23 protein-coding genes are annotated in these 23,323 nt (G+C 70.2%); 11 read left to right on the top strand and 12 right to left on the bottom strand.

Annotated elements, in window-relative coordinates; all coding sequences use genetic code 11:
• Positions 1-112: 112 nt before the first annotated feature.
• From QMK24_RS13665 to QMK24_RS13650, 4 genes are all read right to left on the bottom strand, one after another.
• Complete coding sequence (locus QMK24_RS13665) at positions 113-1,834, bottom strand: hypothetical protein (protein WP_283465976.1); 1,722 nt, start codon at positions 1,832-1,834, stop codon at positions 113-115.
• Positions 1,835-1,954: 120 nt separating this feature from the next.
• Entirely contained in the window at positions 1,955-2,242 is a 288-nt protein-coding gene (locus QMK24_RS13660) for an acyl-CoA carboxylase epsilon subunit (RefSeq protein ID WP_283465975.1), read from the bottom strand.
• A 5-nt stretch (positions 2,243-2,247) separates the two neighbouring features.
• Entirely contained in the window at positions 2,248-3,876 is a 1,629-nt protein-coding gene (locus QMK24_RS13655) for an acyl-CoA carboxylase subunit beta (protein ID WP_283465974.1), read from the bottom strand.
• 173 nt (positions 3,877-4,049) lie between these two features.
• A complete protein-coding gene (locus QMK24_RS13650) occupies positions 4,050-4,442 on the bottom strand; it encodes a VOC family protein (protein WP_283465973.1) in 393 nt (130 codons plus the stop codon).
• On the opposite strand from QMK24_RS13650, the gene QMK24_RS13645 reads away from it, so the two are divergent.
• The gene (locus tag QMK24_RS13645) at positions 4,382-5,233 is read left to right on the top strand and encodes a helix-turn-helix domain-containing protein (RefSeq protein WP_283465970.1); all 852 of its coding nucleotides are present in this window, start codon (positions 4,382-4,384) and stop codon (positions 5,231-5,233) included. The genes QMK24_RS13650 and QMK24_RS13645 overlap by 61 nt on opposite strands.
• A 95-nt stretch (positions 5,234-5,328) precedes the next feature.
• Positions 5,329-5,664 carry a LuxR C-terminal-related transcriptional regulator gene (locus tag QMK24_RS13640; RefSeq protein WP_283466043.1) on the top strand — a complete coding sequence of 112 codons (336 nt, stop codon included), beginning with the start codon at positions 5,329-5,331 and terminating at the stop codon, positions 5,662-5,664.
• Between the two features lie 248 nt (positions 5,665-5,912).
• Here QMK24_RS13640 and QMK24_RS13635 read toward each other — a convergent pair whose 3' ends face one another.
• Complete coding sequence (locus QMK24_RS13635; RefSeq protein WP_283465969.1) at positions 5,913-6,551, bottom strand: helix-turn-helix transcriptional regulator; 639 nt, start codon at positions 6,549-6,551, stop codon at positions 5,913-5,915.
• A 7-nt stretch (positions 6,552-6,558) separates the two neighbouring features.
• On the opposite strand from QMK24_RS13635, the gene QMK24_RS13630 reads away from it, so the two are divergent.
• Positions 6,559-6,849: a hypothetical protein gene (locus tag QMK24_RS13630; protein ID WP_283465967.1), complete on the top strand. Its 291-nt coding sequence runs from the start codon at positions 6,559-6,561 to the stop codon at positions 6,847-6,849.
• A 271-nt stretch (positions 6,850-7,120) separates the two neighbouring features.
• Here the strand turns inward: QMK24_RS13630 and QMK24_RS13625 are convergent, their stop codons facing one another.
• Complete coding sequence (locus QMK24_RS13625) at positions 7,121-7,966, bottom strand: metallophosphoesterase family protein (protein WP_283465965.1); 846 nt, start codon at positions 7,964-7,966, stop codon at positions 7,121-7,123.
• Positions 7,967-8,636: 670 nt separating this feature from the next.
• Between QMK24_RS13625 and QMK24_RS13620 the strand changes: the two genes are divergently transcribed.
• Positions 8,637-9,437 (top strand): LuxR C-terminal-related transcriptional regulator, encoded by an 801-nt coding sequence (locus QMK24_RS13620; RefSeq protein WP_283465964.1) that lies wholly within the window; start codon positions 8,637-8,639, stop codon positions 9,435-9,437.
• A 646-nt stretch (positions 9,438-10,083) separates the two neighbouring features.
• Here the strand turns inward: QMK24_RS13620 and QMK24_RS13615 are convergent.
• The 3 genes from QMK24_RS13615 to QMK24_RS13605 form a co-directional block, all read right to left on the bottom strand.
• Positions 10,084-10,716 (bottom strand): hypothetical protein, encoded by a 633-nt coding sequence (locus QMK24_RS13615; protein ID WP_283465963.1) that lies wholly within the window; start codon positions 10,714-10,716, stop codon positions 10,084-10,086.
• A 280-nt stretch (positions 10,717-10,996) separates the two neighbouring features.
• Entirely contained in the window at positions 10,997-11,485 is a 489-nt protein-coding gene (locus tag QMK24_RS13610; protein ID WP_283465962.1) for a glutathione peroxidase, read from the bottom strand.
• Between the two features lie 9 nt (positions 11,486-11,494).
• Positions 11,495-12,148, bottom strand: coding sequence for a pentapeptide repeat-containing protein (locus tag QMK24_RS13605; protein ID WP_283465960.1), 654 nt, complete (start codon positions 12,146-12,148; stop codon positions 11,495-11,497).
• A gap of 95 nt (positions 12,149-12,243) precedes the next feature.
• Between QMK24_RS13605 and QMK24_RS13600 the strand changes: the two genes are divergently transcribed.
• Complete coding sequence (locus QMK24_RS13600; RefSeq protein ID WP_283465957.1) at positions 12,244-13,596, top strand: FtsW/RodA/SpoVE family cell cycle protein; 1,353 nt, start codon at positions 12,244-12,246, stop codon at positions 13,594-13,596.
• The gene (locus QMK24_RS13595; protein WP_283465956.1) at positions 13,593-15,044 is read left to right on the top strand and encodes a penicillin-binding transpeptidase domain-containing protein; all 1,452 of its coding nucleotides are present in this window, start codon (positions 13,593-13,595) and stop codon (positions 15,042-15,044) included. Before QMK24_RS13600 ends, QMK24_RS13595 begins: the two co-directional genes overlap by 4 nt.
• A gap of 39 nt (positions 15,045-15,083) precedes the next feature.
• Here the strand turns inward: QMK24_RS13595 and QMK24_RS13590 are convergent, their stop codons facing one another.
• The 3 genes from QMK24_RS13590 to QMK24_RS13580 form a co-directional block, all read right to left on the bottom strand.
• Entirely contained in the window at positions 15,084-15,851 is a 768-nt protein-coding gene (locus QMK24_RS13590; protein WP_283465955.1) for a polysaccharide deacetylase family protein, read from the bottom strand.
• A gap of 239 nt (positions 15,852-16,090) precedes the next feature.
• Entirely contained in the window at positions 16,091-17,230 is a 1,140-nt protein-coding gene (locus tag QMK24_RS13585) for a CapA family protein (RefSeq protein ID WP_283465954.1), read from the bottom strand.
• 73 nt (positions 17,231-17,303) lie between these two features.
• The gene (locus QMK24_RS13580; RefSeq protein ID WP_283465952.1) at positions 17,304-18,419 is read right to left on the bottom strand and encodes a ferritin-like domain-containing protein; all 1,116 of its coding nucleotides are present in this window, start codon (positions 18,417-18,419) and stop codon (positions 17,304-17,306) included.
• Between the two features lie 133 nt (positions 18,420-18,552).
• Between QMK24_RS13580 and QMK24_RS13575 the strand changes: the two genes are divergently transcribed.
• The 5 genes from QMK24_RS13575 to QMK24_RS13555 all read left to right on the top strand — a co-directional run bounded on the left by QMK24_RS13575 (position 18,553) and on the right by QMK24_RS13555 (position 23,320).
• A complete protein-coding gene (locus tag QMK24_RS13575; RefSeq protein ID WP_283465951.1) occupies positions 18,553-19,455 on the top strand; it encodes an AurF N-oxygenase family protein in 903 nt (300 codons plus the stop codon).
• Positions 19,456-19,549: 94 nt separating this feature from the next.
• Positions 19,550-20,305, top strand: coding sequence for a TetR/AcrR family transcriptional regulator (locus QMK24_RS13570; protein WP_283465950.1), 756 nt, complete (start codon positions 19,550-19,552; stop codon positions 20,303-20,305).
• Positions 20,302-20,598 (top strand): DUF8847 domain-containing protein, encoded by a 297-nt coding sequence (locus QMK24_RS13565; protein WP_283465949.1) that lies wholly within the window; start codon positions 20,302-20,304, stop codon positions 20,596-20,598. The genes QMK24_RS13570 and QMK24_RS13565 overlap by 4 nt, the downstream gene beginning before the upstream one ends.
• 197 nt (positions 20,599-20,795) lie before the next feature.
• Positions 20,796-22,031, top strand: a complete 1,236-nt coding sequence (locus tag QMK24_RS13560; protein ID WP_283465948.1) for a PQQ-binding-like beta-propeller repeat protein — start codon at positions 20,796-20,798, stop codon at positions 22,029-22,031.
• A gap of 176 nt (positions 22,032-22,207) precedes the next feature.
• Complete coding sequence (locus QMK24_RS13555) at positions 22,208-23,320, top strand: C40 family peptidase (protein WP_283465947.1); 1,113 nt, start codon at positions 22,208-22,210, stop codon at positions 23,318-23,320.
• The last annotated feature ends 3 nt before the right edge of the window (positions 23,321-23,323 follow it).

The following is a 23,323-nucleotide window of genomic DNA, read 5'->3' as shown; positions in this document are numbered from 1 at the left end:
GGAAACGCTGGGAACGGGGTCTTCGCGTATCTCCAGCCATCTCCAGCGGTATGCAGCGACATGCAGCCGAACGCCCCTGTGAGCAGCGCCGCTTGCGCCTGTCGGGGATCCCTTACGGCGTCGGGGTGAGGCGCGGTCCGCAGCTGCGGTGGGGGCTGGTGGTGCGGAGGTGGGTGAGATGGGTGATGGCGGGGAGGGTGGTGCGCTGGAGGGCTGTGAGGCGGCCGGGGTCGGGGACGGCTCGGCGGCGTACCCAGTCGCCGGTGTCGGCCTGGGTGGAGAGCGGTACGTAGCCGTGGGCGGTGAGGACCGGGGGTGTGAGGCCGGAGACCGTCGACCATGGGGTGTGCACGTGGATGAAGGTGGGGCGCACGCGGTCGAAGACGTAGGTACGGAGGCGGGGCATGTCGTCCGCCGCGTACGCGTCGGCGATGGCCGGGTCGGTGAGCCCCGCGAGGTCGACGAGGCGGAGCCGGCTGGTCAGGAGGGTGCCGCCGAGGTCGGGGAGCAGGAGGACCGCGTCGGGCAGGCCGAGCCGGTCGGCGTAGCTGTTGAACAGCCGGCCGTAGCGGTCGGCGATGAAGCACATCGGCACGGTCGGGTGCGCCCGGAACTCCTCCGCCCGGTGCCGTTGTCCCGCCAGTGACAGGACGATCCCGGCCAGTAGGGCGGACGTCAACACCACGCGCACGCGCGGCCGTTCGCGGTCCCGGACGGTCACGGCGGCGAGCGAGCCGGCGAAGGCTCCGAGCGTCCACACCGGGGTGGCGAAGCGGTACAGGTCCATCCAGTCGCGTTCCAGCGTTCCGTAGGCGGCCAGGGCGAGGGACAGCGGGACGAGTACGGCGACCAGCGCCCTGCGGGGAGGTCCCGGGCGGCGGAGGGCGAGACCGGTGCAGACCACCGCGGCGAGGACGAGTGCCCAGCCGGCGAAGGAGACCAGCTCACCGATGTGCGCCACGGCCGCCGAGCCCGGCATGCGCTGGGCCTTGGCGACCGCGGTGTTGGGAATCCAGCGGCCGAACTCGGCGTGCCGCCACAGCAGATGCGCCGCGTAGGGGACGGCGAAGGCCGCCGTCGAGAGTGCGGCAGAGCGGAACGCACCGGCGGAGTGCGAACAGCGGAGAAGCAGCAGCAACGTCAGGGGGTAGGCGGCCGCGTAAACGACGCCGTCCGGGCGGGTGAGCGCGGCGAGGAGCGCGAGGAGCCCGGCCGCGACGGCGGTACGCGGCCGCGGCAGGTCGAGCAGGTCATCCCGTGCGACGCCCCGCACCAGCACGGCGGCCAGGACGGTGGTGGCCAGGCCGTACAGCGGGTTCTCCAGACCGGAGAACAGCCATGCCACCAGCGAGAAGTTCCCAGCCATCGCCATACCGGCGAGGAGCGTCACGGCCCCCGCCCGCCCCGGCAGCGCCGCCCGCGCGGCGGCCGCCACGGCGGCGAGCATCCCCACCACGCACAGCAGCGCCAGCAGTTTGGGAAACCACACGAGGTCCGGCACCCCGAACAGTGCCCCGTGGTCGAAGAGGCGCAGCCGCCGCCCGGCGACCAGCAGCGCCAGCCAGGCGGGGTTGGAGTACCCCTCCACCGGCGGGGCACCGGCCTGCTGGACCGGGCCGTAGCCTTCGTCGATGCTGCGGGTGTAGGCGTATGTGATGGCCGCGTCGTCGACGATCCAGCGCCCGAGCCGCATCGCCTGCACACCGACGAGGGCGGTGCCGGCCATGACCGCGGCCGGCTCGGCGAGTGCCCGCGGCGGCCGGCGGGCGGTCTTGGCGCCGAGCCGGGCGGGACGGTTGGGACGCTTGAAGAGGGCCTGCGAAGTTGCGTTCACACGGAGATGAACCCCGCAGCGGCCGCCACGTCACGCTCGTCGGTCACCCGGCTGTCCGCTGCGGGCCGGCGCCGGCCCGCAGCGGGCACCCGTGGCGGGGCGGACGGTCGGAGGGGAGTGTCAGCCGTAGGACCAGGCGCCGGGCGGCGCGTAGCTGTCAGGGGTCCAGCCGGGAGGCCGGCTGCTCCGGCCGGCGCGCCCGCTCAGGTCGTCGTCGGCTGCGGCCTTCTGCCGGAGGACGGCGAGGAGCGCGACCGTCGCCGCGGCCACCTGCTCGTCGTCCGGCTCTCCGCGGACGAACTGGATGAGCAGCTCCTCGGGAACGCTCTCCTCATTCGAGGCCAGTACTTCCGCTTCCGGCGGGCTCGGTGTCGGTGGTCCCGTTTCCGGTGTGCCTGTCGTCGTCATGGCCGTCACACCGGCGGGTTTCCGTGCTTGCGGGACGGAAGCGTCGCGTGCTTGGTGCGGAGCATCGCCAGGGAGCGGATGAGTACGGAGCGGGTCGTCGCGGGGTCGATGACGTCGTCGACGAGACCGCGCTCCGCAGCGTAGTAGGGGTGCATCAGCTCCTCCTGGTACTGCTTGATGCGCTCGGCGCGGACGGCGTCCGGGTCGTCGGCCGCGGCGATCTCACGCCGGAAGACGACGTTGGCCGCGCCTTCGGCACCCATGACCGCGATCTCGTTCGTCGGCCAGGCGAAAGACAGATCGGTGCCGATGGAACGGGAGTCCATGACAATGTAGGAACCGCCGTAGGCCTTGCGGAGGATGACCTGGATGCGCGGGACGGTGGCGTTGCAGTACGCGTACAGCAGCTTCGCGCCGTGGCGGATGATGCCGCCGTGCTCCTGCGCGCTGCCGGGCAGGAAACCCGGCACATCCACGAGGGTGACCAGCGGAATGCTGAACGAGTCACACATCTGGACGAAGCGCGCGGCCTTGTCCGAGGCGTTGATGTCCAGGACCCCGGCCAGCGAGGCCGGCTGGTTCGCCACGATCCCGACCACGTGGCCGTCGAGGCGGGCCAGCGCGCAGACGATGTTGGTGGCCCAGGCGGCGTGCACCTCGAAGAATTCGCCGTCGTCGACGATTTCCTCGATCACCGGCCGGATGTCGTACGCGCGGTTCGCGTCGGCAGGCACCAGTTCCAGCAGCGACTCGTTCCCGCGGTTGGCCGGATCGGCCGTCGCGACAGCCGGCGGCAGCTCGCGGTTGTTCGACGGGAGGAGCGAGAGCAGATAGCGGACCTCGGAGAGGCACCCGGCCTCGTCGTCGTAGACGAACTGGGCCGCGCCGGAGACCGACGCGTGCACATCGGCGCCGCCGAGCTGGTCGTGGGAGATCTTCTCGCCGGTGACGGCCCGCACCACATCGGGCCCGGTGATGTACATCTGCGAGGTGCCGCGCACCATGAAGACGAAGTCGGTGAGCGCCGGCGAGTACGTGGCGCCGCCCGCGCACGGGCCGAGCATCACGCTGATCTGCGGGATGACGCCAGAGGAACGGACGTTGCGACGGAAGATGCCGCCGTATCCGGCGAGTGCGGTGACGCCCTCCTGGATCCGCGCCCCGGCGCCGTCACTGAGGCTGACCAGAGGCGCACCTGCCGACTCGGCCAGGTCCATCACCTTGTGGATCTTCTCGGCGTGGGCCTCCCCCAGCGAACCGCCGAAAATCCGGAAGTCATGGGCGTAGACGAAGACCGTGCGGCCCATGACCTCGCCCCAGCCGGTCACCACGCCATCGGTGTACGGCCGTTTGTTCTCCAGGCCGAAGCCGGTGGCGCGGTGCCGGCGCAGCGGCTCGATCTCGGTGAACGTGCCCTCGTCGAAGAGCAGCTCCAGCCGCTCATGGACCGTCAGTTTGCCCTTGGCCCACTGCTGTTCCGTCGCGCGCGGCCCCGGTCCGTCCCTGACCGTCTGTTTGACCAGATTGAACAGCGCCACCCGGGACCGCGGGTCGGGGCGGGGTGGCGGGAGCAGCCCCGTCACGGGGGCCGGCGTCTGCGGCCGGGTCGAGGTGATGTCCTCGGCAATGGTCATGGTTCGGTTCACCCATCCGCTCGGTCAGGCGATTGAAGCGATATATGAAACAGCCTGAACCTCATTGAAGCCGCGGCTTCGAAGCCGTCGCCACAGCGTTGACCCCCTGCTCTCCGCCGTGCCACCCCTGTTCCCCGTCCGATATGGGTACTGCCAAGGGGCGGGCTACACGGCTACGCGACGCAGAACTCATTGCCCTCGGGGTCCTGGAGGACGATCGCGTAGTGGTCGAGGCCGTCCTGCGACAGGACGCGGATCTGCGAGGCACCGGCGGCGATGAGGCGCGCGGCCTCGGCGTCCACGATGGCGGTACGGGTCTCCAGGGGAACGTCCCGGCCGCCGCTCACCCACAGGTCGAAGTGGATCCGGTTCTTGACGGACTTGGCCTCGGGGACGATCTGGAACCGGATGCGGGGACCGGCACCCGACGGGTCGACGAGGGAGTCGGAGCACGGGTCGGACGCGCCCGGCGCGCACCGGTTCCCGCCGCTGCTACAACTGGCCCGTGAGCACTGGAATCGAGACGAACCAATTCGCGAGCGAGCTACGGCGCTGGCGCAGCGCACGCCGGGTGAGCCAGCTCGAACTCGCCATCCGCGCGGGCACCACCCAGCGGTATCTGAGTTTTATGGAACGCGGCCGGTCGATGCCCGGCCGGTCCATCGTCGTCCGGCTCGCCGAGTCGCTCGGCCTGAGTCTGCGGGAGCGCAACGCCCTGCTGCTGACGGCCGGTTACGCGCCGGTGTTCCTCGAGTCGCCGCTGGACGAGCCGCTGCTGCGCCCCGTCCGCGAGGCCCTGGAGAGCATTCTCGACGGGCATCTGCCCTATCCCGCCATGGTGGTCGGCCCGTACGGCGACCTGGTCGCCGCCAACAGCGCCATCGGCGTCCTCACCGAGGGCGCCGCCCCCGAACTCCTCGAACCGCCGGTGAACATGCTGCGGCTGGCGCTCCATCCGCGCGGGCTGGCTCCCCGGGTGGAGAATCTGGACGCCTGGGGCCGGCACATCACCGAGAGCCTGCGGTCCCGCGCCCTGCGGAGCCCCGACGCGCGGCTCGATGAACTCATAGCGGAACTGGACGGCTACGTCCCGCCCACGGTTCCGGGTGCCGACCATCTCGGCTTCGCCGTCCCGCTGCGGCTGCGCTCCGCCGAGGGCGAACTGCGGCTCCTCACCACCCTCACCTCGTTCGCGACCGCCGTCGACATCACCCTGGCCGAACTCCATCTGGAGGCGTTCCTCCCGGCCGACGACGCGACCGCCGAGATCCTCAGAGCCCGGAGCCTCGACGGCCTCGACGGCCACGACGGCCACGCCGGTTCGCCGGATCAGTCCGCCGAGACCAGCCGGTCGTAGCCACACCGCGGACGGCACCGGCCGCACAGGTGTCCGGCAGCGGAGCCGGTGTTCCGGCGTCGCCCGACCCGGACGCGTACTGGCTGATCCGCGCGATGCGCACTCTGATCGAACGTGCAGCGGGCGAGTACGGTGGCGCGAGCTTCACCAACCAGCAGATCACGGGCCGGATGCAGCTCAGCGCCAAGACGGTGGAGACGTATCCGAGCCGGATCTTCAAGAATCTCGGCGTCGTGTCCCGCACCCAGGTCGCCCACCTCGTGGGGGCGCGGCGGCCGTCACCTCTGAGGGCCCGATGGCGAAGGCCCCGCCCAGGGGTCCGGGGGAAGACCCTGGGGCGGGGCTCGCGGGTTGCCCGGGCTCCCCAGCGGGGGAGTAGGGGAGGCGGGGCAGCCGTACGAGCGTGCGCCCGGTCTCATGGGCTTCGCTAAAGCCTCACCGGAGGATCAACCAGGGCCTGTCCGACCGATGATGGGCGGTCCAGGCTCCCCCGGCTACCGCCGGAGGTGCCCCGTCGGCGGAGTGCCATGTGCACGAGATGCAGAACGTGCCGTCGGTCGCCCTGTTCATCCGGCGGGCACGGGACGCCGACCTGGCTTCGCGTTGACGGCCGAGAACGTGGCGGCGGTCGCACTTCGGTCGGCTGATGTGGGGTAGGCGGCGCCCTGGAGGGGCGCGCTCAGGCCATCTCGGTGACGCTGAGCCGCAGGTCCACCGGTAGCTCCTGGCGGCTGCTGATGCTGAGCTTGCGATAGACCCGTGTCAGGTGCTGTTCGACGGTGCTCACCGTGATGTAGAGCTTCATCGCGATCTCCCGGTTGGTGTGCCCGTGCACCGCGAGCATGGCGACGCGCCTCTCGGAGTCGCTGAGCTTGGCCTCCAGGTCCGCGTAGGCGGCCACCGGCGCCGGATCTTCCGGCATCCCGGTCACGGCGCTGTGCCCGGGCAGGGTCTTCTCGCGCAGCGCCTCGGCCCCGCACTCCTGCGCCAGGTGCCAGGGCCGCCGGTTGACCGTGTTGGCGCGGGTGGGCTCGCCCAGTTCCTTGAGCACCTGCCCGAGCTCCGCCATGGAGCGGGCGAGCTCGTAGCGGTCGCCGGATCTGCGCAGCTCGTCGATGGACTTGGCGAGCAGGATCTGGCGTTCCCTGGGCTCCCGGGTCGCCACCCGCGCCCGCAGCGAGATGCCGGACACCCACGGGTTGGCGGCGTCGCGGGTGGCGAGCTGGTCGGCCACGAAGCGCTCCGCCCGATGCGCCTCGCCGAGCTGCAGCAGCGCCTCGGCGGCGTCGGTGCGCCAGGACCACGGGCGTCCGCGCACTCAGTTCATGGACCGCGTCGCTGAACGCCCGCATCGCCCCGATCCGCGACGAACCCTGGTTCTGCGCGGGCTCCGGGAGCGTCCCGGGCGGCGCGCTGTTGACGAGCTGCCCCAGAACGCCCAGCGGCAGGGCGCGTTCCTCCGCGGATCCCAGCGCCCGCAGCACGACGGCCCCCGCCGCCCCGGCCGACTCGGCGACGGTGTCGACGAGTTCACTCTTCCCGCAGCCGACCGCGCCCTCGACCAGCACGATCCGGGCATGCCCTGCCATGCATCCGGCCAAAGCCGTGTCCAGTAGCGCCAGTTCCGCCTCACGGTCGATCAGCATCATCTTCGCCCCCACTGTCCCCGTAATCCAGTGCGGACCCGCGCTCCCGTCGGCCGGAATAACCGGCCCTCGTCCCCAGGAGGGCACATTGACACTGGCGAATTGAATCGGAGGATTCTCCCCGTTGAATCAGGAATCCAGTGTAGGCAGGGAACTCGCGCCCCACGATGGCAGGAAGTTGCACCGCAGTAAGTACTCCAGCGCAGCGCGAGTGCTCCGCCGGGCGTAATCTGGCGGGCTCTCAGACGGCCACCACGGGTTCGGGGAGGATCTGCCGCGGCACGTTCCTGGGGTGGCCGGGGGTGCGCCACTCGCGGGGGTAGCCGACCGACACCTCCTCGAACCGCACCCCGTCGTACCAGGTGGTTCGCGGGATGTGGAGGTGCCCGTAGACGACGGCCGCCGCCCGGAAGCGGGTGTGCCAGTCCGCGGTCCGTTCCGTTCCGCACCATTGGGCGAATTCGGGATAACGCAGGATATTCGTGGGCTCGCGCACCAAGGGAAAATGGTTGACGAGTACGGTCCGCAGTTCCGGATCGCAGGCTTCGAGCCGCTGTTGTGTCTCCTCCACCCGGGCGCGGCACCAGGCGTCCCGCGACGGGTAGGGATCGGGGTGCAGAAGGAATTCATCCGTGCACACGATCCCGGCCTCGTAGGCCTGCGCGAGCGACTCCTCCTTGGAGGTCGCGGTGGGAGTGCGGAAGGTGTAGTCGTAGAGCAGGAACAGCGGAGCGACGACGACCGGGCCGCCAGGACCGCTCCAGACCGGGTACGGGTCCTCCGGGCTGTGCACCCCCAGCGACCGGCAGATCTCCACCAGATGCCGGTAGCGGGCCTCGCCGCGCAGCTGTACGGCATCGCCGTGCGGGGTCCACAGGTCGTGGTTGCCCGGCGCCCACACGACATGCGCGAAGCGCACGCTCAGTAGTTCCAGGGCCCATTCGATGTCGTCGAGCATCTCGCCCACGTCGCCCGCGACGATCAGCCAGTCCGACGGGTTGTCCGGGCGCAGCTCCTCGAGGATCTTCCGGTTCTCCGGGTGCGCGACATGCAGGTCGCTGATGCCCAGCAACTTCCCTTGAGACATCCGCCGAGGGTAGAACAGTGTCCGGCGGGGAAGAACCCCTATGTCCTGGCCACCGCCCCCTGCGCCGGCCCCTTCACGGACCGGGCCCGGAGCGCGCTCCGGGCGGACCGGCGTGGAACGGGTCCCGCACATGTCGTCGGATGATCTGGGCGACGGCTGAGGCAGCGGTTGCGCGAACCGGTTGACACGGCCTGCCAGCGGCCAAGAGGATGACTTTCATGTTGGTGACGCGTGCCGCCAACCGTGCGGCGCGCAGACGGAGTTGACCCCAGGAGCGTCCTCCGCCCTCCCTGTACGTCACGGCCCGGCATTTCGGAGAGCCTTCAACCACCCTCACCCCTCACACCCGGCCGCGGCGGCCCAGCAATGGTGCGCGGCCGCTGCGGCCGACCAACTGCTGCCTGCGGGCCGCTGGCATACGGCACATCCGTTGCTAAAGTCGCCTCTGGGTGAGGGGGTAGCCATGGCTGTGACTGTCCGAGGCGGGGCGGCGGAATCCGACGATGTCGGTCTTGCCCTGTATCAAGCTTTGCGTGATCATGGGTCGTGCCCGCCGGCGAGGGCCGCGGCACGGCTGGGTCTCACCGCCACCGAAGCAGCGAACGGCTGGGCGGAACTCCGGGAGCTGGGGCTGATTCGCGCCGGGCGCAGCCCGGAGGAGGTCGACCCTGTGGATCCGGATACCGCCCTCATCAGCCTGCTGGACCGGCAGCGGTCCGCACTGCAGGCACAGCGCGAGGAACTGACGGCGATCGTCCGGGCGTCCGAGTCCTTGATGGAACGCTACCGGCCGGCCGTGCAGCGGGACGCGGCGAAGGTCGAGGTCGAGATCATCACCGGCGACGGCCGCAAGCGGCAGATGGTCGGCGACTACTACGCCACCCTCACCACCCGCTCACGGTCCATGCATCCCGGGCCGCTGCCGCCGGCCGAAGCCCTGGCCGAGTCCCTGCAGGGCGACTCCGACATGGTGAAACGCGGTATCCGGGTACAGGCGATCTACACCCAGGGCATCAACTCGGCGCCCCGTCAGCGCAAGTACCTGTCCGAGCTGGCCACCGCAGGCGTGGAGGTGCGGCTGGCGCCCCAGGTCCCGCTGGACCTGAGCATCGGCGACATGCACACCGCGATGCTCGCCGCCAACCCGGACAACCCGTCGGAGGCGGCGCTCCTGGTGCGCGGTACGGCACTGGTCCGCACCTACAGCGCACTCTACGAGGACTGCTGGTTGCGCTCCGTGCCGTACTCGAGCAAAGTAGCTGACCGGTTCGACTCCGCGAGCGAACTGACCGAACAGCACCGCACCACCATGCGACTCCTGGCCAACGGACTGACCGATGAGCGAATCGCCCGGAAACTGGGGATTTCGCTGCGTACGGTGAGCCGTCTGGTGTCGGAAGTCATGAGATACCTGCAGGCGGAGAGCCGGTTTCAGGCCGGAGTCCTCGCCGTGACTCATGGGTTCATCTGAAGTGATGACCTTCCGATTCGCGCCATTGCGCACTTACGCACCTGCCCGAACTGGCCATTTGCCGTCCATTTTTGGCACCCTTGCATTGCTACAAGGGCATCCCGAACCCGTGAGCAATTTCCTGCCTCCCCAGACAAGGATCACGATGTCGAGCATGCAGCACCTGACCAAGATCACTGCGGTCGCAGCCCTGGTGCTCGCCCTTTCTTCAGTTGGCGGCACCGCTCTGGCCGCGACGCACGCTTCCTCCACGGAGACGAAGCGCACGGAACAGAGCGCCAGCCCCGCTGTGTGGGTTCCGGCAGCCGCGCCAGACGTGTGGGTTCCGTCGGCGACGCCCGCTGTGTGGGTTCCGTCGGCGACGCCCGCTGTGTGGGTTCCGGCAGCCGCGCCCGCTGTGTGGGTTCCGTCCGCGGCGACCGCCTGACAACAGACCTTCCCCCTCCCCCCACAGCGCTGTACGGTTCGCGGCTACGCCGCGGGCCGTACAGCGTTTTCTGCGTCCAGGCGCGTTGCAGCCACGGCAGCGGCGAGTTCCAGCCATCTCGCACCGGATCTTTCCAGCCGTGCGCAGCGATTCCCGGCCGTTCTTCCCGGCCGTTCTCAGCCTGTGAGGCCGCACGGCCTCAGGCCGCCTCAGCCCGTTTCAGCCCGTGAGGCGGTCGCGGCCCAGCGTCTCCAGGACGTCCTCCTGGGCGTAGAAGACCTGCCGCCCGTCACGCTTCCGGCGCCACTGGTGCTCGTTGGCGAGCCAGTAGACCGTACCGGCGGGGATGCGCCAGGCCGAGGAGATCTCGCGGGCGCTGAGCCCCGGCGGGATTCCGTCGCAGGCGCGGCCCCGGTAGAGGGCGCGCCAGCGCTCCGGCGGCCAGACATGGGCGCGGTCGGTATCGCATTCGACGGCCGGGGGGAGGGTGGAGCCGGGCTCGCGGACGACGGCGGTGAGGCGTCCGGGGCATGACTGCACGATGCACGGGCCGACGGGGATGCGTCGCTCCAGCCGGGGCCGGGCGATCTTCATACAGCGGCGGACGAGGGCGTCGACCTCCGCCGCGGCGTCCTCGGCGGCCGGATGCACGGCCAGCCAGCCGAGGTGTCGGCGCAGGAAGGCGGCGAGGGCCGGCACCGTCCGCAGGGGGAGGCGGACGGTGCGGCCCTCGACTATCAGATCGGCCCAGGAGGCGAGGGTGCCTCGGATGTCGGCGCGCGCATCGACAGCCGGCCCGTTCAGCGGGATGCCGGGCCGGCCACCACCGGTGACACGGTCGCCACCGTCCACAGCCGGAACGAGCGCAGCCTCCAACTCGCCATATACCCGGGGAAGCAAGGCGAGTTGCCGATCCAACCGCTCCTGGCAAGGGAGGCACAGCGCAGGATCCGTGTCCACGCATAGATGCCCGGTACGGAATTCGCTCTCCTGCACTCCGCTGTCCCTTCCTCGCCGAGGCGGTAAGAAGAGAAAAGCAGGAGAGCGGGTGCCCCGACAATGAATTGGAACCTGCCGGATCGCGCCATGGCGTGGCCCCGCCCGTAGGGGCCCTCGCCACGATCTTGCGAGGTCAGGCGGGCAGCACGGCCTCGATGGCTTCGACCAGCTCAGCGGCCTCGGGCTCGGTGCGCGGCCGGAACCTGCCGGCCACCTCTCCGTCGGGGCCGACCAGGAACTTCTCGAAATTCCACTGCACGTCCCCGGCCTCGCCCTCCGCGTCCTTCGCCTGCGTCAGCTCGGTGTACAGCGGGTGCCGGTCCTCACCGTTGACATCGGCCTTCGCGAAGAGCGGGAAGCTCACCCCGTAGCTGGTGGAGCAGAAGGTCTGGATCTCCTCGGCGCTGCCTGGCTCCTGGCCGGCGAACTGGTTGCTGGGCACGCCGAGCACGGTGAAGCCGCGCTCCGCGTAACGCTGCTGCAGCCGCTCCAGGCCCTCGTACTGCGGGGTGAGACCGCACTTGGAGGCGACGTTGACGATGAGCAGCGCCTTGCCGCGCTGGTCCGCCAGGGAGGCGGACTCACCGGACAGGGTGCGCAGCGGGATGTCGTACAGGCTCACAGGGATCTCCTACTTGTCCTTGACGGTGATGCCCAGGGTCTGGGCGAGGGCCGGGGCGAGGTCGAAGAGCTGGGGGGTGCTGATGAGGGCGCCCTTGAGCGATTCGTAGCCGTCGGCGAGATCGAGGGTGACGGCGCCGCGCAGGTCGGCCTTCTTCAGCGTGGCGCGGGCGAGGTGGACACGTTCCAGCCGGGTGCCGGGGAAGGTCACCCCGGTGAGCCTGGCACCGCCGAGGTCGACATCGCGCAGCACGCAGTCCTCGAAGACGACGTCCTGCAGCGTGGCCGACCGCAGGTTCACCGAGTCGAACTTGCACTGGCGGAAGACGACCCGGCGCAGCACGGAGCCGTACGCCTCGATGCCCGCCAGAGCGCAGGCGGTGAAGGCGGTGTCGAGCCAGGAGGACTCGGCGAGCCCGGTGCCGGTGAAACGGGTGGCCTGCGCCCATACGTCGTTGAAGCGGGCCCCGCGCATGGGGGTGCCGGTGAAGGTGCAGTCGGTGATGGCGCACTCGAGGAAGTGGGCTCCGGAGGCCTTCTCGTCCTCGAGGACCAGCCGGTCGAAGTGGACCGTGTCGTACCGTTCGTCGACCTCCAGGCCGCCCTCGTGCGGGCGCAGCAGGCCGGCGTACGGCAGGTCGGCGATCTCCTCGGCTGGTGTCACCTCTGCAGCCTACGTCCCGGCTCCGACAGTGTGGCTCGCGGTCCCTATCGATCACATAAGGGACATAAGCGCCATGGCTTGCTAGGTTGCAGCCCATGAGCGCAACGATCACCGCCGCTCCCCCGCTCGGCGTGCGGCTGCCCAGGAGGCGCGGCGTCGAGCTCTCCCTGCTGGTCGGTGCGGTTCTCATCTCGGTCTACGGCTACGCGGAAGTGGGGCTGGCCGAGAACGGTGCCCTCCCGCCCGACGCGGCGGGCTACGGCGCGGGTCTCGGCGTCCTCGCCCTGCTCGCCCATGTCGCGGTCCGCGCCCGCGCGCCCTACGCCGACCCGCTGCTGCTCCCGATCGCCGTGCTGCTCAACGGTTTCGGCCTGGTGCTGATCTACCGGCTCGACCTGGAGCCGGCGCTCGGCGCCGAAGCGGCGCCCACCCAGCTGATCTGGTCGACGCTGGGCGTCGGGCTCTTCATCGCCGTGGTCCTCGTCCTGCGCGACCACCGCCTCCTGTCGCGCTACGCGTACGTCAGCTGCGCCGCCGCGCTGTTCGCCATGGTCATCCCGATCTTCTTCCCGGCGGTCAACGGCGCCAAGATCTGGATCCGGCTCGCCGGATTCTCGATCCAGCCGGGCGAGTTCGCCAAGGTGCTGCTCGCGGTGTTCTTCGCCGCGTACCTCGCCGCCAACCGCCACGCCCTGGCGTACACCGGCCGGCAGATCTGGAAGCTGCAGCTGCCCACCGGCCGGGTGCTCGGCCCGATCGTGGCGGTCTGGCTGCTCAGCGCGGGCCTCCTGATCGTGGAACGGGACCTGGGCACCTCGCTGCTCTTCTTCGGCCTGTTCGTGGTGATGCTGTACGTGGCGACCGGCAGGACCGGCTGGATCGCGGTGGGCCTGCTGCTGGCGGCGGTCGGTGCCTTCGCCGTCGGCTCGGTCGAACCGCATGTGCACAGCCGGGTCCAGGACTGGCTGCACCCGTTCGCCAGCATCGACGCGGGCCAGGGGCCCAACCAGCTCGCCCAGTCGCTGTTCGCCTTCGGCACCGGCGGTCTGCTCGGCACCGGACTCGGCCAGGGCCACTCGTATCTGATCGGCTTCGCCGCCAAGTCCGACTTCATCCTCTCCACGGCGGGCGAGGAGCTGGGCATGATCGGGCTGACGGCGATCTTCGTGCTCTACGCGCTGCTGGTGGCCCGTGGTTACCGGGCGGGACTTGCGCTGCGCGATCCGTTCGGGCGGCTGCTCGCGATCGGCCTCGCCTCGATCCTGGCCCTGCAGGTCTTCGTGATCGCGGGCGGGGTGATGGACCTGATCCCGCTCACCGGCATGGCGATGCCGTTCCTCGCCCAGGGCGGGTCCTCCGTCGTCACCAACTGGATCATCGTCGCGCTGCTGATCCGGCTCAGCGACAGCGCGCGCCGGCCGCTGCCCGGGGAGAGTGAAGCCTCGTGACCCGTTACATCCGGCGGGCCGCCGCCTTCTGTCTCGTCCTGCTGGCCGCCCTGCTGCTGAACGCCGGCCGCGTCCAGGTCGTCCAGACCGGCTCCTACGACGGCAATCCGGCCAACCGCCGCTCGGTGATCTCCCGCTACGACAGGCCGCGAGGCAACATCATGATCGCGGACGCCTCCGCCACCGGTTCCCGCGCGACCGGCGGCCGGCTGAAGTACCTGCGCACGTACGCCCAGGGACCGCTGTACGCGCCCGTCACCGGCTACGCCTCGCAGACGTACGGCACCAGGCTGCTCGAAGGCACCGAGGACGGTGTGCTGTCCGGCACCGACGCACGGCTGTCCTCCCTCCCGCTGTGGAACGAGATCACCCGCTCCCGGCAGAAGGGCGGCGACCTCCACACCACCATCAACCCCGCCGCCCAGCAGGCCGCCTTCGCCGGGCTGGGCAACCGGAAGGGCGCCGTCGCCGCGCTCGACCCGGCCACCGGCCGGATCCTGGCGCTGGTCTCCTCGCCCTCGTACGACCCCGCGACCATCGCGGGGACCGGCAAGGCCGTCAATGCGGCGTGGACCCGCCTCAACGCCGACGTCGAGCAGCCGATGCTCAACCGGGCGATCCGTCAGACGTACCCGCCCGGCTCCACCTTCAAGGTCATCACCGCCGCCGCGGCCCTGGAGCACAGCAAGGTCCCCGACGTGAAGGCCGCGACCGTCTCCCCCGACCCCTACCCGCTGCCCGGCACCCGCACCGAGCTGACGAACGAGGCGGGCGCCTGCTCCGACGCCACCCTGCTCGTCGCGTTCGCGGTGTCGTGCAACACGGTCTTCGCGAAGCTCGGCGTGGACGTCGGGCTGAGCGGCATGGTCAAGCAGGCGCAGGCCTTCGGCTTCAACGACGTGAACCTGCGGATCCCGCCGAGTGTCGTACCGAGCAACTTCGACACCGGCATGAGCCCCGACCAGCTCGCCCTGTCCTCCATCGGCCAGTTCGACACCACCGCGACACCGCTCCAGATGGCGATGGTCGCGGCGGCCGTCGCCAACGGCGGCGAGCTGATGTCCCCGTACCTCGTCGAGAGGATCACCAACTCCAACGGCGCCACGGTCTCCACCACCACCGCCCACCCGCTCCACCAGGCCGTCAGCCCCACCACCGCCACCCAGCTCCAGCAGTTGATGGAGGCCGTGGTCACCTCCGGCACCGGCGGCAAGGCCGCCATCCCCGGCATCGCCGTCGGCGGCAAGACCGGCACCGCCCAGCACGGCATCGGTAACACGGGCATGCCCTACGCCTGGTTCATCTCCTACGCCAAGACCAGCGGCGGCCAGCCGGCCGTGGCCGTGGCGGTCGTCCTCGAGGACGCCGAGGCCGCCCGCTCCGACATCTCCGGCGGCGGCAGCGCGGCCCCCATCGCCCGCGACGTCATGAAGGCCGTCCTGGGCTGACGCCGCCCGCCGGAAGGGGCCCGGGTCCCGGAAAAACCTCTAGTAGATCTTGGGGAAGCTGAACGCGTACCCCTGCTGCTTCAGCCACGGCAGCACCTGCTCCAGCGCCGCGACCGTCTGGTCGCGCTGGCCGCCGCCGTCGTGGAAGAGGAGCGTCGGACCGCCGGCGACCTCCTGCTCGACGGTCTTCACGATGGCGCCGACGCCGGGCTTCTTGAAGTCCTTGGAGTCCACGTTCCAGCCGAGCGGCCGCATCCCGTGCGCCGCGGCGAGCTTCCGGCTGAACGGGGTGAACGCACCGCCCGGAGCCCGCCAGTACTGCACCTTCGCGCCGCCGGAGGCGTCCTCGATCATCTTCAGGGCGTCGAGGACTTCGTTCTGCTGGTACGCCTCGGGCTTCTTGTCCATCCCCGTGTCGTGGCTGATCGAGTGGTCGCAGAGCCGGTGCCCGGCTGCCACGATCTGCTGGACGAGATCGGGGTGGGCCTTGGCCTGCGGGCCGATCATGCAGAAGACGGCCTTCACGTCGTACCGCTTCAGCACCTCGAGCACCTTCGGCGTCCAGGTCGGGTCCGGGCCGTCGTCGATGGTGATGTTGACGGCCTTACCGCCGCTCTCCGGCGCGTGCACGATCTCGATCGGCACCGGCCGCGCGGACGGCTTCGCGTCCGCGGCGGGCTTGGATTCCTTCGCCTGCGCCTTGTTGTAGCCGGACACCGCCAGTGCGCCGGCTATCGCGGCTATCAAAGCGAAAACCGAAGCAACGGTTATCGCTATGTTCCGCTGGCTCGCAGTGAGTCGCACCATGTGTGGAGTCCCCTTCTCTCGCGTCGCAGCACGGCAGGACTGAACGCATAGCCATCCCCCGCATTCCTGCTGTGATAGATGCCGGGGACAGCGGACCGGTTCCGGTCCGCTGCGGATAATGCCGGATTCCGGAACGCGAACGCCCGGCTGCTTCACGCCCGGCTGCTTCACGCCTGACCGCTTCAGCCCGGCTGCTTCAACGCCCGGCCACTTCAACGCCCGGCTACTTCAACGCCCGGCTACTTCTTCGGCACCGCCGTCAGCCCCGTGCAGCCGCGCAGCCCGGCGCGGCGGTCGTTGACGCGCTCGGCCCCGGCGCCGTCCTGGGGCATGGGCACGCCCCGGTTGTCGACGACGGCCGGGGTGAAGCGCTCGCCGGCGACCTTCCCCTTGGTGATCGTCAGGGTGGTGATGCCCGTTTCGTTGGAGTTCGGGTAGGGCGAGGTGCCGTACCAGAGCAGATTGCCCATGCCGTAGGCCACATAGGTCTGCCGCATCATCCCGGAGCCCAGCATCACGTGGGCGTGGGTGCCGACGACCGCGGTCGCCCCCGCCGCCGCGAGCTTCGCCGCGATGCTCTTCTGCTCGGGCCCGGGGCAGGACTGTCCCTCGGTGCCCCAGTGCAGATAGACGACCACGACATCGGCCTTCTTCCTGGCCGCCTTGACCGCCGCCACCAGTTTCTCCTGGTCCAGCGCCGAGGCGATGCCCGGCTTGGACGATGTGGCGCGCCAGTTCTGGTTCGTGATGTCCATCACCTGGCTGGCGGCCAGGACCGCGAGCCTCACACCGCGGATCGTCGCCAGGTACGGGCGGTAGGCCTGGGTGTCGTCGGCGCCGATGCCGATCACCGGGATCGGCGCGTCGCGGACCGCCGCGAGGGTGTCCGTCAGGCCCTCCGCGCCGTAGTCGACGGCATGGTTGTTCGCCATCGACACCGCGTCCACGCCCGACTTCTTGAGCACGTCGAGCGCGGTGGCGGGGGTCCTGAAGTGGTAGATCTTGGCCTGCGGCGTGCCCCGCGTGGTGATCGCCGTCTCCAGGTTGACCATGGAGAAGTCGGCCGCCGCGAGGGTCTTGGACAACGGGCCGATCGCCGGGTCCGTCATCCCGTTGACCAGCCGCGGCTCCGTACGCTCCGTGAAGTGCACATCACCGCCGAACGCCAGCGTGATCGTCCCCGGGGGTGACGGCACCTTCGCCTCGGGCGCCACCGAGCCCTGCGGGTCGCCGTTCGGCATCGCGGTGGGCGTTCCGGGGACCGGCGCCATCACCTCGGGTGACGGCCCGGAGCCGGATCCACAGGCGGCGCTGAGGGTCAGCAGCGCGAGCCCCAGCGCTATGCGTGCGCGCCGTCGCGCTCTCGGTCCTTCAAGCATCGAGCAAGCGTACGACTCCCGCGCGGATGTTTACGTCCGGCGGAACTGTGTCCAACACCGCTCCCGGCGGGATTCAGCCGCTCTCCGATCCCGAGCCGAGCGTGATCGCGTCGGCGACCTCCGCGACACGGGCCGACTCCTCGGCGGCGAATCGCTCGGCGTCGAGTTTCTCGGCGATGTCCTCGTCCTCGGCCATGAGGAGGTCGAGGTTGGAGTCGCCCATTTCGAAGACGCCCATATCGACGTAGGCCTTCTGCAGCCGCGGACCCCACAGCCCGATGTCCTTCACACAGGGCACGATCCGGCTGAACAGCAATTGCCGGAACAGGTGAAGGTATTCGGACTGCTCGCTGAGTTCATCGGCATCCTTGCGCGGGATTCCGAAGTTCTCCAGGACTTCGACGCCGCGCAGCCGGTCGCGCATCAAGTAGCAGCCCTCGATGACGAATTCCTCGCGCTCGCGGAGTTCACTGTCACTGAGCTGCTTGTAGTAGTCACGCAGTGCCATCCGCCCGAAAGCGACGTGCCGCGCCTCGTCCTGCATGATGTAGGCCAGGATCTGCTTGGGCAGTGGCTTGTCGGTGGTGTCACGGAGCATGCCGAACGCGGCGAGGGCGAGGCCCTCGATAAGGACCTGCATACCGAGATACGGCATGTCCCAGCGGGAATCACGGAGAGTGTCGCCGAGCAGCCCCTGCAGGGAATCGTTGATCGGGTAGAGCATCCCGACCTTCTCCTTGAGGAAACGGGCATATATCTCGGCGTGCCGCGCCTCGTCCATGGTCTGGGTCGCGGAGTAGAACTTGGCGTCCAGGTCGGGGACGGATTCGACGATGCGGGCGGCGCAGATCATGGCGCCCTGTTCGCCGTGCAGGAACTGGCTGAACTGCCAGGACGCGTAATGCCGCCGCAGATTCTTTTTGTCCTGCTCGTTCATCTTGTCCCAGTAACGGGAGCCGTAGACGGTGAGGGCCTCGTCCGGGACGCCGAGCGGGTCGTAGGGATCGACCTCCAGGTCCCAGTCGATCCGCTTGACGGCGTCCCACTGCTTGTCCTTGCCCTTCTGGTAGAGGGCGAGCAGCCGGTCACGGCCGTCGTCGTACTCCCAGGAGAAACGGGCGGCGCCGCTCGCCGTAACCTCCCAGAGCGCTTCGGCCGGTGCATGCGTGTAGAGCTCGTGCGTCGACACTGACGCCTCCTCGTCACTCGCCCGAATCCTTACGGGGTGCGGTCGTTGGCAGACTCACACGTTCGTTACCGCCGGGTCAACAAGTCGTGCGAGAGGGATTGACGTCCTTGCTGACACGCAGTCTCATAAGCGTATGGCCTCCATCCTGACCAAGATCACGGAGCGCGAGAAGGTCGCCGAGCGGCTGCTCGCCGCGTCCGCCAAGCACTCCTTCGACCCCGACACCGAGCTGGACTGGGACGCTCCGTTCGAGGACGGCAAGTGGTTCTGGCCGCCGGAGCTGTGCTCGCTCTACGGCACCCCGCTGTGGAAGCACATGTCCGAGGAACAGCGGATCGAGCTGAGCAGGCACGAAGGCGCTTCCATCGCCTCAATGGGCATCTGGTTCGAGATCATCCTGATGCAGCTGCTCGCCCGGCACATCTACGCCCTCGACCCGACCAGTCAGCATGTCCGCTATGCGCTGACCGAGGTCGCCGACGAGTGCCGGCACTCGATGATGTTCGGCCGGCTGGTCAAGAAATCCGGCACCCCCGTCTACCGGCCCAGCCGGCTCTACCTGCACCTCGGCCGGATCCTGAAGACGTACTCCACCACGCCCGGCGCCTTCACCGGGACGCTGCTCGTCGAGGAGATCCTCGACTGGATGCAGCGGCTGACCTTCCCGGACGAGCGCGTCCAGCCGCTGGTGCGCGGGGTGACCCGGATCCATGTGGTCGAGGAGGCCCGGCATGTGCGGTACGCCCGGGAGGAGCTGACCCGGCAGATGTCGACCGCCCCGCGCTGGGAGCGCGAGCTCACCCGGCTGACCTCCGGCGAGACCGCCAGGATCGTGGCGCATTCGCTGGTCAGCCCGAAGGTGTACGCCGCGGTCGGCCTCAATCCGGCGTATGCGATGGAGCAGGTCAAGGCCAGCGGCCACCGCCGGGACGTCATGCTGCAGTCCTCGAAGCGGCTGGTCGAGTTCCTCGAGGAGATCGACGTGCTGCGCGGCCCCGGCCGCCGGCTGTGGCGCGCCTCGGGCCTGCTGGCCTGAATCAGCCGCGCGCCGCCGCCCACCCTGCGCGCCGCGCCCCAGCGGTTACGGCCTAGCCCGCGATAGGGAGCGGGCCAGGCCGTAAGCTGCGCCCATGAACGGCAGCGCGGCGCCCGCATACCGGCGACTCAGCGTCGAGCAACGCCGCACGCAGTTGCTCGCGGCAGCGGTGGACCTCTTCGGGCACCACCGCCCCGAGGACGTCTCGGTCGATGACGTCGCGGCCGCGGCCGGAGTGTCCCGGCCGCTGGTCTACCGTTACTTCCCCGGCGGAAAACAGCAGTTGTACGAGGCCGCTATGCACAATGCCGCCGATGAACTGCGGAAATGCTTCGTCGAGCCGTCCCAGGGCGCGCCGACCCAGCGACTGGCGCACGCCCTGGACCGTTATCTCGCCTTCGTCGACGAGCACGACGCCGCGTACTCGGCGCTGCTGCGCGGCGGCAGCGTCGCCGAGACCAGCCGTACGGGCGCGATCGTCGACGGAGTGCGGCGCAGCGCGGCCGAGCAGGTGCTGCTGCATCTGGGGGCGCCGGATCCCGGCCCTCGGCTGGCGATGATGGTCCGCTCGTGGATCGCCTCCGTGGAGGCCGTGTCGCTGACCTGGCTGGACGAGGGCAAGCAGCCGCCGGTCGCGGAGCTGCGGAGCTGGCTGGTCGATCATTTCACCGGCCTGTTGCTGATCACCGCGACCACCGACCCCGAGACGGCCGGGATCGCCGCGGCGGCCCTCGCCCAGGAGACCCCCGACAGCCCGGCCGGCGAACTGGCCCGGCGGCTCGCCCCGATCGTGGAGGCTGTCACGCATCTGCTTCCCGACGGCGGCGGCCATGGGATGCTGAGCCGGTGAGAAGCGAGAACACGGAGTTCGTCGGCGGGCCGTTGGACGGGCGCCTGATGGGCGTCCTGGTCGGGGCGACAGGACAGCCGCCGAAGGTCTACACCGTGCCGGTACCGGACGCCGCCGGGGGCAAGCCCGTGGTGCACATCTACCACCGCGAGCCGAGCCCGGGCCCGCGGGCGGCGCGGCAGACGCGGTGGGTCTTCGTGTACGACCCCGAGGGGACCGTGCCGGACACCCGGCTGAAGTGGCCGTGGTCCAGGAGCGCGCGGAACAAGGGGACACGTCCGGCCGGGGATTGACGGCTCGCGCCGGGCACCGGTCGTCCGTGAGCCGGGACAAGTTCGGCAAATGGGAATTCTCCGACAATTTCCGTCGCACTTCGTAAGCTGACAGCAAACGGCGGTAGCCGCACAGCCGTCCCCCCGGCCGGACTGGATTCCGGCCGGGGGCGGTCGTAGTCTCCCTCGACAGGTCCAGGCAGAGGGAGCACGCGCACATGTCGGACAAGCCCGCCGGGATGTCACGCCGGGCTCTGCTGACGCTGTCCTTCGGCGGCGCCGCGATGGCGAGCGCGGCCGGTATCGCCTGGCTGCGCAACGCCCCCCTCCTGCCGGGCACGGGCGCCGGTGCGGGTCACCCGTCCCCGTCCGGCAGCCCGTCCACGCAGCACCGCCCGAAGGGGACCCACCCGGCCGGCACCGCACCCAACCCGCTGTGGACGTACGACACGTCGGAGCTGGTGGACGTCCCGCCGGTGGCGGTGAGCGACGGCCTTCTCGTCCTCAAGGGCTACGACGGCCTGATCGGCCTCGACACCCGCACCGGCAAGCCGCTGTGGACCGCGGGGGGCTTCGAACCCGACGGCGCGCCGCTGCTCACCGGTGACGGCCTGCTGGCGGATGTGGCCTACACCGTCGGCGCCGCGGCGCCGCGCGCGGTCGACCCGGCCGCGAAGGGCCGGGTCCGCTGGACCCTGGAACCCACCGGCGGCCTGCGGTTCGCCCAGGACGCGCTGCTGGCGTCCGACAGCGGCGCGCTGTATCTGACGGCGTCCCAGGGCAATCCGCTCGACGACGACTACGCCGCTCTGCTGCTCGCCTACGACCTCAGGACGCGCCGTGAACTGTGGCGGCGGACGGCGGGCCACAGTCCCTCCGAGGCGCCGGCGGCGGTACTGCCGGGCGACCGCCTGCTGTGCTGCGACGGCCGCGCCCTCACCTCGTACGACCGGCGGACCGGTGAACAGCAGTGGTCGCGCGCCCTGACCGGCACCGGCGACGGGCGCCCGGCGGTCGCGGGTCCGCGCGCCTACATGGCGGGCGGCGGGATCACCGCCGTCTCGCTGGCCGACGGCGCGGTCGCCTGGCGGTACGCCCCGGGCGGCCGGACCTACAGCGACCCGGTGATCGCCGACGGCGTCCTCTACGCCACCGGACCGGCCTCGGGCGTGCTCGCCCTCGACGCCCGCACCGGCGGCCCGCTGCGGGAGAGCGGGCCCGCGCCCCTGACCACGGGCTGCGCGCCGGTCGTGCACGGCGGCCTGCTGTACGCGCTCACCTCCGGCCACCGGCCGTGCGTCGAGGCGTTCGACCTCCGTACCCATAAGGCGGTCTGGAGATATCGCGCACCCGGGGTGAAGCCCGACGGCGCCGGAGGCATGCGCCTCGCCGCCCGGGGTAGCGTCCTGTTCGTCCAGAACGGGAACACGGTGACAGCCCTGCCGATGGGCTGAGCAGGTGACGGGGAGCCACCGCGGGGGTGACCCGGTTGAGCGGATTCGCCCATTCCCACTGTCGAAGATATGACAACTCGTGACAGGATCTTGACGCAGCAGGTGATCACCGCTGTGCAACCGGAGGTGAGGGGATGTCAGTGGCCCGTCGGAACCGTGGGTGGATCCACCGAGCGGTGATATGCGGCGCGCTCCTCGCGGCCGCCGCTCTCTCGCTCCCCGCCCAGCAGGCGGCCGCCGCGCCCCATGACCCACCGTCACAGCCGCTGTCCCAGCTGCTGCAGCAGCTCCAGACGCTGTATCTGCAGACCGAGCAGGCCACCGAGGACTTCAACAAGGCCAAGGAGGCCGCGACCAAGCAGCGCGCCGCGGCCGATCTGCTGGACAAGCAGCTGGCCGACCAGCGGGTCGCGGTCGCCGAGAGCCGTGACCAGATCGGGCTGCTCGCCCGCCGGCAGTACCAGGACGGCGGAGTCTCGCCCTACCTCAACCTCCTGGTCGGGGACGACCCGCAGGGGCTCTTCGCCCAGAAGCACCTGCTGCAGCGGGCCGCCGGCAACCAGGCCGACGTCCTGGAGCGGCTGAAGAGCGGCGAGGCACGGATCTCCGTGCTCAACGCCGGAGCCCAGGTCGCGCTCGACAAGGCCCAGGTGCTGCAGACCCAGCAGGGCGCCGCCAAGGCCAAGGTCGAGGAACACCTCAAGCGCGTCGAGACGATCATCGCGGGCCTGACAGGCGTTCAGCTCGAGGAGCTGCAGAAGCTCGAGGAGCAGGGCATCAACCAGGCCCAGGCGGACTTCCTCGACTCCAAGGCCCTCGGTGCCGGCAGCCGGGTGCCCTCCGCTGCGGGCAACCGCGCGGTCGGTTACGCGTTCCTCCAGCTCGGAAAGCCGTATATCTGGGGCGCTGAGGGACCGGCCTCCTACGACTGCTCGGGGCTCACCTCCCAGGCGTGGTCCCACGCCGGGCAGACCATCCCCCGCACCAGCCAGGAGCAGTGGGCGCAGCTGCCCAAGGTGCCGCTGAGCCTGCTGCGCCCCGGTGACCTCGTCGTCTACTTCGCCGGCGCCACGCATGTGGCCATCTACATCGGCAACGGCCTGGTCATCCAGGCGCCCCGGCCGGGTGCCTTCGTGAAGGTCTCCCCCATCGCGGCCAACCCGATCCTCGGGGCGGTCCGCCCCGACTCGTCCCAGGGCCCGATGCCGGATTACGTCCCGATGGCCCTGCCCAAGACCGACAGCGCGACCCCCATCAGCGGCGCCGACAGCGGCAACAACGTCGGCTAGTGC

It is taken from the genome of Streptomyces sp. PH10-H1, assembly GCF_030063355.1.
GTDB lineage: Bacteria > Actinomycetota > Actinomycetes > Streptomycetales > Streptomycetaceae > Actinacidiphila.
The sequence above is the reverse complement of the archived record's forward strand: the minus strand, read 5'-3'. Positions and strand labels throughout refer to the sequence as shown.

Bases quoted from the DNA above. Each gene is read 5' to 3' on its own strand.
- QMK24_RS13570 (WP_283465950.1), top strand. From the start codon at position 19,550: ATGAACGGCAGCGCGGCGCCCGCATACCGGCGACTCAGCGTCGAGCAA.
- QMK24_RS13585 (WP_283465954.1), bottom strand. From the start codon at position 17,230: ATGCTTGAAGGACCGAGAGCGCGACGGCGCGCACGCATAGCGCTGGGG.
- QMK24_RS13590 (WP_283465955.1), bottom strand. From the start codon at position 15,851: ATGGTGCGACTCACTGCGAGCCAGCGGAACATAGCGATAACCGTTGCT.
- QMK24_RS13575 (WP_283465951.1), top strand. From the start codon at position 18,553: ATGGCCTCCATCCTGACCAAGATCACGGAGCGCGAGAAGGTCGCCGAG.
- QMK24_RS13640 (WP_283466043.1), top strand. From the start codon at position 5,329: ATGCGCACTCTGATCGAACGTGCAGCGGGCGAGTACGGTGGCGCGAGC.
- QMK24_RS13655 (WP_283465974.1), bottom strand. From the start codon at position 3,876: ATGACCATTGCCGAGGACATCACCTCGACCCGGCCGCAGACGCCGGCC.
- QMK24_RS13660 (WP_283465975.1), bottom strand. From the start codon at position 2,242: ATGACGACGACAGGCACACCGGAAACGGGACCACCGACACCGAGCCCG.
- QMK24_RS13630 (WP_283465967.1), top strand. From the start codon at position 6,559: ATGGACCGCGTCGCTGAACGCCCGCATCGCCCCGATCCGCGACGAACC.
- QMK24_RS13600 (WP_283465957.1), top strand. From the start codon at position 12,244: ATGAGCGCAACGATCACCGCCGCTCCCCCGCTCGGCGTGCGGCTGCCC.
- QMK24_RS13560 (WP_283465948.1), top strand. From the start codon at position 20,796: ATGTCGGACAAGCCCGCCGGGATGTCACGCCGGGCTCTGCTGACGCTG.
- QMK24_RS13625 (WP_283465965.1), bottom strand. From the start codon at position 7,966: ATGTCTCAAGGGAAGTTGCTGGGCATCAGCGACCTGCATGTCGCGCAC.